At 66.3% G+C, this 8,471-nt stretch carries 8 protein-coding genes; 4 read left to right on the top strand and 4 right to left on the bottom strand.

Going from position 1 to position 8,471, the window contains the following annotated elements:
- Together V7E26_RS27685 and V7E26_RS27680 are read left to right on the top strand one after the other, a co-directional pair.
- Positions 1-1,772, top strand: a 1,772-nt coding sequence (locus V7E26_RS27685; RefSeq protein WP_324422490.1) for a glutamate synthase-related protein, incomplete at its 5' end; no start/stop codon positions are given.
- Positions 1,773-1,917: 145 nt separating this feature from the next.
- Positions 1,918-3,375 carry a glutamate synthase subunit beta gene (locus tag V7E26_RS27680; RefSeq protein WP_324422488.1) on the top strand — a complete coding sequence of 486 codons (1,458 nt, stop codon included), beginning with the start codon at positions 1,918-1,920 and terminating at the stop codon, positions 3,373-3,375.
- Between the two features lie 130 nt (positions 3,376-3,505).
- Here the strand turns inward: V7E26_RS27680 and V7E26_RS27675 are convergent, their stop codons facing one another.
- Positions 3,506-5,218 (bottom strand): outer membrane beta-barrel protein, encoded by a 1,713-nt coding sequence (locus V7E26_RS27675; RefSeq protein WP_442893492.1) that lies wholly within the window; start codon positions 5,216-5,218, stop codon positions 3,506-3,508.
- A 191-nt stretch (positions 5,219-5,409) separates the two neighbouring features.
- Between V7E26_RS27675 and V7E26_RS27670 the strand changes: the two genes are divergently transcribed.
- Positions 5,410-6,426, top strand: a complete 1,017-nt coding sequence (locus V7E26_RS27670; RefSeq protein WP_324422485.1) for a KpsF/GutQ family sugar-phosphate isomerase — start codon at positions 5,410-5,412, stop codon at positions 6,424-6,426.
- Positions 6,427-6,530: 104 nt separating this feature from the next.
- Here the strand turns inward: V7E26_RS27670 and V7E26_RS27665 are convergent, their stop codons facing one another.
- Positions 6,531-7,088, bottom strand: a complete 558-nt coding sequence (locus V7E26_RS27665) for a carboxymuconolactone decarboxylase family protein (RefSeq protein ID WP_324422483.1) — start codon at positions 7,086-7,088, stop codon at positions 6,531-6,533.
- A 72-nt stretch (positions 7,089-7,160) separates the two neighbouring features.
- Here V7E26_RS27665 and V7E26_RS27660 point away from each other — a divergent pair, with 72 nt between their 5' ends.
- Positions 7,161-7,502 carry a winged helix-turn-helix transcriptional regulator gene (locus V7E26_RS27660; protein WP_324422481.1) on the top strand — a complete coding sequence of 114 codons (342 nt, stop codon included), beginning with the start codon at positions 7,161-7,163 and terminating at the stop codon, positions 7,500-7,502.
- Here V7E26_RS27660 and V7E26_RS27655 read toward each other — a convergent pair.
- Positions 7,499-7,942 (bottom strand): NfeD family protein, encoded by a 444-nt coding sequence (locus tag V7E26_RS27655; RefSeq protein ID WP_324422479.1) that lies wholly within the window; start codon positions 7,940-7,942, stop codon positions 7,499-7,501. The genes V7E26_RS27660 and V7E26_RS27655 overlap by 4 nt on opposite strands.
- 44 nt (positions 7,943-7,986) lie before the next feature.
- A partial coding sequence (locus V7E26_RS27650; protein WP_324422477.1) for an SPFH domain-containing protein occupies positions 7,987-8,471 on the bottom strand: 485 nt, incomplete at its 5' end.

The following is an 8,471-nucleotide window of genomic DNA, read 5'->3' as shown; positions in this document are numbered from 1 at the left end:
ACTCCGACATGATGCAGATCAAGATGGCGCAGGGCGCCAAGCCCGGCGAAGGCGGCCAGTTGCCCGGCCACAAGGTCGACGCGACGATCGCGCGCGTGCGGCATTCGACGCCCGGCGTCGGCCTGATCTCGCCGCCGCCGCACCACGACATCTACTCGATCGAGGACCTGGCGCAGCTCATCTACGACCTCAAGAACGTCAATCCGACCGGCGCGGTCTCGGTCAAGCTGGTCTCCGAAATCGGCGTCGGCACGGTGGCCGCGGGCGTCGCCAAGGCGCGCGCCGACCACGTCACCATCGCGGGCTTCGAGGGCGGCACCGGTGCGTCTCCCCTCACCTCGATCAAGCATGCAGGTTCGCCGTGGGAAATCGGCCTTGCCGAAACCCACCAGACGCTGGTTCGCGAGCGGCTGCGCAGCCGCATCGCCGTGCAGGTCGACGGCGGCTTCCGCACCGGCCGTGACGTCGTGATCGGCGCACTGCTCGGCGCCGACGAATTCGGCTTCGCCACCGCGCCGCTGATCGCGGCGGGCTGCATCATGATGCGCAAGTGCCATCTCAACACCTGCCCGGTCGGCGTCGCGACGCAGGACCCGGTGCTGCGCAAGCGCTTCACCGGCCAGCCCGAGCACGTCATCAACTATTTCTTCTTCGTCGCCGAGGAAGTCCGCGAGATCATGGCCTCGCTCGGCTACAGGAAGTTCGACGAGATGGTCGGCCAGACCCAGATGCTCGACCAGTCCAGGCTGGTGGCGCACTGGAAGGCCAAGGGCCTCGATTTCTCAAAGCTGTTCGTGCGGCAGAAGGAAGAGAAGAGCCAGAAGATCTATCACGCCGAGCCCCAGGACCATCATCTGGAGAAGGTGCTGGACCGCCGCCTGATCGAGAAGGCGCAGGCCGCGCTCGACCGCGGCGCGCCGGTCAAAATCGAGGAAGAGATCAACAATACAGATCGTTCGGCGGGCGCGATGCTGTCAGGCGCGGTCGCCAGGATCTACGGCCATGCCGGATTGCCGCTCGACACCATCCACGTCAGCCTGAAGGGCACCGCGGGCCAGGCATTCGGCGCGTGGCTTGCCACGGGCGTCACTTTCGATCTCGAAGGCGAGGGCAACGACTATGTCGGCAAGGGCCTGTCGGGCGGCCGCATTATCGTCAAGCCGCCGAAAAACTCCGGCATCGTGCCGGAAGAATCGATCATCGTCGGCAACACCGTGATGTACGGCGCGATCGAGGGCGAATGCTATTTCCGCGGCATCGCCGGCGAGCGCTTCGCGGTGCGCAACTCCGGCGCGGTCGCGGTCGTCGAGGGCGCCGGCGATCACTGCTGCGAATACATGACCGGCGGCATCGTCGTGGTGCTCGGCAAGACCGGGCGCAACTTCGCGGCCGGCATGTCGGGCGGTATCGCCTATGTGCTGGACGAGGCCGGCGACTTCGCAAAGCTCTGCAACATGGCGATGGTCGACCTGGAGCCGGTGCTCTCGGAAGAGCTGATCAACGCCAACACCTACCACCACTCCGGCGATCTCGAAGCGCATGGCCGGGTCGACGTGTTCCAGAACCTGCTCTCGTCCGACGTCGAGCGGCTGCACGTCCTGATCTCGCGCCACGCCAAGCTGACCGGCTCGAAGAAGGCCGCCGAGATCCTCGCGGACTGGAAGGCCTGGCTGCCGAAATTCCGCAAAGTGATGCCGGTGGAATACCGCCGCGCACTGAAGGAAATGAAGGCGAACGCCGATGCCGAGCCGAAAATCGCGATCGGGGCTTAATTACAACGAGCCCGTCATTGCGAGCGCAGCGAAGCAATCCATCGCTCCCCAAGCCGAACCATGGATTGCTTCGTCGCCAGCGCTCCTCGCAATGACGGAGGCGACAGAAACACAACGAACGTCAGATGCAGGGGCATCAGGTTTAATGGGTAAGATCACAGGTTTTCTGGAATTCGACCGCCACGACCGCAAGTATGCGCCGGTCGCCGAACGTTTGAAGCACTACCGCGAATTCGTCATTCCGCTGAGCGAGAAGGACACCCGCGACCAGGCCGCGCGCTGCATGAATTGCGGCATTCCCTATTGCCACGGTACCGGCTCGGTGGCGCCGGGCACGCCGGGCTGCCCGGTCAACAACCAGATCCCCGATTTCAACGACCTCGTCTATCAGGGCAACTGGGAAGAAGCCTCGCGCAACCTGCACTCGACCAACAATTTCCCCGAATTCACCGGCCGCATCTGCCCGGCGCCGTGCGAGGCCTCCTGCACGCTCAACATCAACGACAACCCGGTCACCATCAAGACCATCGAGTGCGCGATCGTGGATCGCGCCTGGGACAATGGCTGGCTGAAGCCCGAAATCGCCGCGGCCAGGACCGGCAAGAAGGTCGCGGTGGTCGGCTCCGGCCCCGCGGGCCTAGCCGCCGCGCAGCAGCTCGCGCGCGCCGGCCACGACGTCCATGTCTACGAGAAATTCGCCAAGGCCGGCGGACTGCTTCGCTACGGCATTCCCGACTTCAAGATGGAAAAGCACGTCATCGACCGCCGCGTGGCGCAGATGGAAGCCGAGGGCGTCACGTTCCATTACGGCGTTCATGTCGGCGGCAGCGCCGAGGGCGCGATCGATCCGCGCGAACTGCTCAACCAGTATGACGCGGTGGCGCTGACCGGCGGCGCCGAGGCCGGCCGCGATTTGCCGATCCCGGGACGCGAACTCGACGGCATCCATTTCGCGATGGACTTCCTGCCGCAGCAGAACCGCCGCAACTCCTCCGAGCCGCTCGGTGCGGCCGCGGACATTCTCGCCGGCGGCAGGCACGTCGTCGTGATCGGCGGCGGCGACACCGGCTCCGACTGCATCGGCACCTCGTTCCGGCAGGGCGCGAAGTCGGTGACCCAGCTCGAGATCATGCCGGCGCCGCCCGAGCACGAGAACAAGGGCCTGACCTGGCCGAACTGGCCGTTGAAGATGCGGACCTCGTCGAGCCAGGCCGAAGGCGCGGCCCGAGAGTTCGCCGTGCTGACGCAGAAATTCTCCGGCGCCGACGGCAAGGTGCAGAAGCTGCATTGCGTCAAGGTCGACGACAAGTTCAAGCCGCTGCCCGGCACCGAGTTCGAACTCGACGCGGAGCTCGTGCTGCTCGCGATGGGCTTCGTCCATCCGGTGCACGAGGGCATGCTGAAGACGCTCGGCGTCGACCTCGACCAGCGCGGCAACGTCCGCGCCAACACGCACGACTACCAGACCTCGCTGCCGAACGTGTTTTCGGCCGGCGACATGCGCCGCGGCCAGTCGCTGGTGGTCTGGGCGATCCGCGAGGGCCGCCTCTGCGCACGGGCTATAGACCAGTATCTGATGGGGACGACGACGCTGCCGCGGTAAGGGAGACAGAGCGGGCAATTTTTGCTGCTGTCATGCCCGGACTTGATCCGGGCATCCATCAACCTTCATGAGACTCTTGCGAAGCGATGGATTGCAGGGTCAAGCCCGGCAATGACGAGTTCAGACGCCCTCAATTCTGCACCCGCACGCCCAGCAGCATCACCGTCGACGCCGAGTTGTTCCCCGGAATATTCGACTCCAGCCAGCCCCGCTGCAGCGTGCCACGGAGCCAGACGTTGCGGTTCAGCTTGTAGATGGCTTCGCCCGACAGCGTGTAGATCTTGTCGCGCCTTGGATTGCCCTGGTAGTCGAGGTTGCCCCAGGTGAACTTGCCGATCGCGGTCAGCCAGCGGCGGAAGTCATGGTCGACCTCGACGGTGTAGATGTGCGTCAGCACGCCCGAGGTGCCGGGCATCGTGGTCTCCGTGATCGTGGTGTCGGAAACAAATTTGGCCGTCGTCAGCGGCGTCGCGGTCCAGACCAGCGAGGACGAGACGAGCAGGCCTTCGAGGCGGTTCAGCCTGGGATCGGCATAGTCGCGCATGGCGTAGCCGGCGGCGATTTCGCCGGTGAGCAGCCGCGAGAATTCGAAGCTGGTGCCGCCCTTGGCATAGCCGCCCGATGAATCGCGCGCATAGCCGCTGCGGTCGAGCCTGAGGTCGTGGACGCGGCTGTCGCCCTGCATTTCCACGAACGGCTTCAACCCGGGCCGCAATTCGTAGCTGACGCGGCCGACGCCGCCATACTGGGTGAAGTTGCGGTCGTCGTTGGTGCTCGAGGTGCCGTCGGTGAGTTTTGAGTTGGTATAATCGGTGCGGTCGACGGTGGCGCCGGCGGACACCTGCAGGCGGTTGAAGCTCTGGTCGACGCCGATGGTGCTGCCGACGGTGGTGTAAACAGGATATCTGGCCAGCCCCGCCTGCACGTTCGGGCTGCCGGGATTGTCAGTCGAGACGAACAGGCGCCCCTGCGCCAGCAGCCTTGTGTCGCGGCTGACATCGAGCCGGCCGTCGACATGGCCGATGAAATTGGGCCGGTCGATGTCGAGCGGCGCGGACAGCGGCGTGCCGTCGGCGTTCGGCGTGAGGTTGCTGGTGTAGCCGGTGAAGGAGCCACGCAGGTCGGCGACCAGCGCGTGGCGCTCCCAGTCGGAGACCGCCAAAAATTCCGGCGCGACCACGTAGAGCGGCCTGCCCTGCTGCACGGCAAGGCGGCCGGGATTGGTGTCGTAGCCGGCGGAGACTTCGACCGCCGATTTGATCAGGAAGCTGCCGGCGTAATCGCCGACCGCGCCGAACGGATCGTCGTCGACCTTGAGCCGCTTGCGCGGCGGCTGCCCGGCGATCGTCCCCGCCATCGCCGGCGGGATCGGCGTCTTGTGCGCCGACGCCGACGGCGGGATCGAGAGCCGCAGCGGCGTGTTCGCTGCGATCGCGGGACGCGGCGGACTGCCGGGCCCGATCGGCGGCTTCGGCCTGGCCTGCGCCGGATAGTATTTCGGCTGCTTGCGCCTGCGGTTCAGCGAGTCGTAGCCGGTATCAGCGGCGCCGTTCGCCGCCGGAAGCCCGTAGGTCGGGATCGGCCCGGTCCGCGGCGGCGGCGCGGGCTGCTCGTTCTCGGGAAGCCTCGGGCTTGCGAGCGGATCGTTCGCTTCGGCTGCGGTCCGCCGCAGCGGCGAATCCGATGGCGTCAACTGGCTGGCGCGGCGCGAGCTGAACAGGTCCGGCGTGACGGTCTGTGCCTCAGCCGCGGTTTCCGTCAGGACGATCAGCGCAAGGCACGGCAAGGCAGCGCGAATGACACGCGCGCGGCTGTTCCGGCCCGTTGCTGGCCCCGCCCTCACCAAAAATATATCCCAACCCAAACAGTCACTTAGCCAACGTCTACCGCCCGGTCGGGCGGAACACGTCGTTAATGGAGTTAAAACAATTATGGTTAATGAGGCGTTGAGGACGGCCCCGCGCACGTCGCATCGCGGCAGCGGCCATGCTATGGACGGGTTTGGCGCGTAGCGCCCTCCTCCCTGGGACAGACATGGCTAAACCGCATCCGCTGATGACCGATTCATCCGGCACCGACCCCGCTGACTCCGCCGTTCAATCGGCGCTGCGCACGCTCGATGCCGAGGGCAGCGGGATCGCGGCGCTGACGGCGGCGCTGCAATCCGATCTCCGCGCCCCCTTCACCGCCGCGGCCGACCTGATCCGCAACGCCAAGGGGCGGCTGATCGTCACCGGGCTCGGCAAGTCGGGCCATATCGGCCGCAAGATCGCCGCGACCTTTGCCTCGACCGGCACGCCGGCCTTCTTTGTCCATGCCGCCGAGGCGAGCCATGGCGACCTCGGCATGATCACGGCCGACGACGTCATCCTGGCGCTGTCCTGGTCCGGCGAGCAGCCGGAGATGAAGAATCTGATCACCTATGCCAAGCGCTTCCGCATCGCCGTGATCGCGATGACGGCGGATCGGGACTCCTCGCTCGCCAAGGCGGCCGACGTCGCGCTGACGCTGCCGAAGGCGCGCGAGGCCTGTCCGCACAACCTCGCGCCGACGACCTCCTCGCTGATGATGCTGGCGCTCGGCGACGCGCTTTCGATCGCGCTGCTCGAGGGCCGCGGCTTCACCACGACCGATTTCAGCGTGCTGCATCCCGGCGGCAAGCTCGGCGCGCTCCTCAAATACGCCCGCGACCTCATGCATTCAGGCGATGCCGTGCCGCTGAAGCCGCTCGGCACCAAGATGTCCGAGGCGCTGGTCGAGATGACGTCGAAGGGCTTTGGCTGCGTCGGCATCATCGACGCGCGCGGACATCTCGCCGGCATCGTCACCGACGGCGATTTGCGCCGCCACATGGATCATCCCGACCTGATGGCGGCGACCGTCGACGAGGTGATGACGCGCAATCCGAAGACGATCGGCCGCGACGTGCTGGCCGGCGAGGCGCTGGAGATTCTCAACTCCTCGAAGATCACGACGCTGATCGTCGCCGACGGCACCAAGCCGGTCGGCATCGTGCATCTGCACGACTTTTTGCGGGCGGGCGTGGCGTAAGTCGCAATTATCTCCCCGTCATTGCGAGCGCAGCGAAGCAATCCATCGCGCGGCATAACGGATGGATGGATTGCTTCGTCGCTTCGCTCCTCGCAATGACGGGGTTAGATTGGCGCCGGAAATCGCGCCGCCTTCTCCTCCAGCGGCAGCGCCAGTCCATTCGCGAGATACGATACCGTGCGATAGAATCCGCACAGCAGCATGATTTCGAAGATCTGCGCCTCATCATAATGCGCCGACAGATCGGCGAACTCGGCGTCGCTGAGCGTGGCGCGCGCGTGCAGCGCGTCGGCGGCGGCGATCAGGGCCTGCTCGGCCGCCGACCAGCATGTCGCATCGGCGGCCCCGCGCACGGTGGCGCGGATTTGCTCTTCGGTCAGGCGCGCGGCTTGCGCGAAGGTTGCGACATGGACGCCCCATTCGTATTCGCATCCTGTCCGCGCGCAGGTGCGGTCGATCACGATCTCGCGCTCCCGCAACGACAGCGGCCCGCGGTCAAGCAGGCCGCCGGCGGTGAATTTCTCCCAGGCGCGGGCGCTGCCGGCGACCACGCGAAACAGCATCAGCGGTAGCGCGCCGCGCATGATCCGGTCGAACTGCCCGGCAATCTCCGGGGCATAAGGCGGCTCGAGCGGCGCGATGCGCGGTGAGCTCTGGGACATGGCCAGCTCCTGTGCTACAAATAACGTAGCATAACGCTACATTATTTGTAGCGGAACGCAAGAGAGGTCCGCATGCCGAAACCGGCCGCCACTACCAAGCCACGCGCCGTTCGCGGTTCCCGGACCGGCCGGCCGATCATGGCCCTGCTCGATCTGCTCGGCCGCCGCTGGACCTTGCGGATCGTCTGGGAGCTGCGCGACGGCCCCCTGACCTCGCGCGCGCTGCGCACCGCCTGCGACGACGCCTCGCCGACCGTGATGCAGGCCCGCCTCTCCGAACTGCGCGAGGCCGGCCTCGTCGAGCTCCTGACCAGCGACGGCTACAGCCTGACGCCGCTCGGCCGCGAGCTGATGGCGAGCTTCCAGCCGCTGCATCATTTCGCGGAGCGCTGGAGCAGGCGCACGGCGATTTAAGCCACCGCCACCGTCAGGCTGGCGCCGTCGGCCTGCACCACCTTGACGCGGCTGCCGGCGGGCGCGTCGGGGCCGGCGACGCGCCAGATCGTGTCGTCGATCCGCACCGTGCCTGATCCATCGACGATCGGTTTCTCCAGGGTGAATTCGCGGCCGACCAGCGCCTTGGTCCGGTTGTTGAGAAACGGGCTCTGGCTGCGGCTGCCCGCGCTGCGCGCGAAGTAGCGCCACGCCGGCACCGCGGCGAGAGCGAACACCGCAAACATCAGGAGCTGCGTCTGCCACGACGGATTGATCGCGAACGACAGCAACCCGACCAGCAGCGCTGCGAGCCCGAGCCAGAACATGAAGACACCCGGCGCAAGCAGCTCCAGCGCCATCAGGATGAAGCCGAAGATCAACCAGTTCCAGGTGCCGAGGGTAGAAAACATGTCGGCCATGATACGAACCTCTCATCAAGCAATGTGATCTTCCGAACCACGCCTCACCGCTGCGGCGCGACCGGCGGCGCCGGGCCGGTGCTCGGCACCGAGGAGGTCCGCCGTGCGGCGGCCGCGGCCGAGGCCGAACTCTCGCCGAACGCCGCCTTGGCGATCTCGCCGATGCCGGCGAGCGAGGACAGCACGCTGGTCGCCTCCACCGGGATCATCAGGATCTTCTGGTTCGGCGATTCCGCGAAACTCCCGAACGCCTTGATGTATTTGTCGGCGATAAAATAGTTCAGCGCGGCAATGTCGCCCTTGGCGATGGATTCGGAAACCATCTGCGTCGCCTTGGCTTCGGCTTCCGCCAGGCGTTCGCGCGCCTCGGCATCGCGGAACGCGGCCTCGCGACGGCCTTCGGCCTGCAGGATCTGCCCCTGCTTGGCGCCTTCGGCGCGCAGGATTTCCGACTGGCGCTGGCCTTCGGCCTGCAGGATGTCGGCGCGCTTGACGCGCTCGGCCTTCATCTGCCGGCCCATCGCCTCGA

It is taken from the genome of Bradyrhizobium sp., assembly GCF_036735945.1.
GTDB lineage: Bacteria > Pseudomonadota > Alphaproteobacteria > Rhizobiales > Xanthobacteraceae > Bradyrhizobium.
Note: the sequence above shows the minus strand (reverse complement) of the source record. Positions and strands in the feature narration are given on the sequence as shown.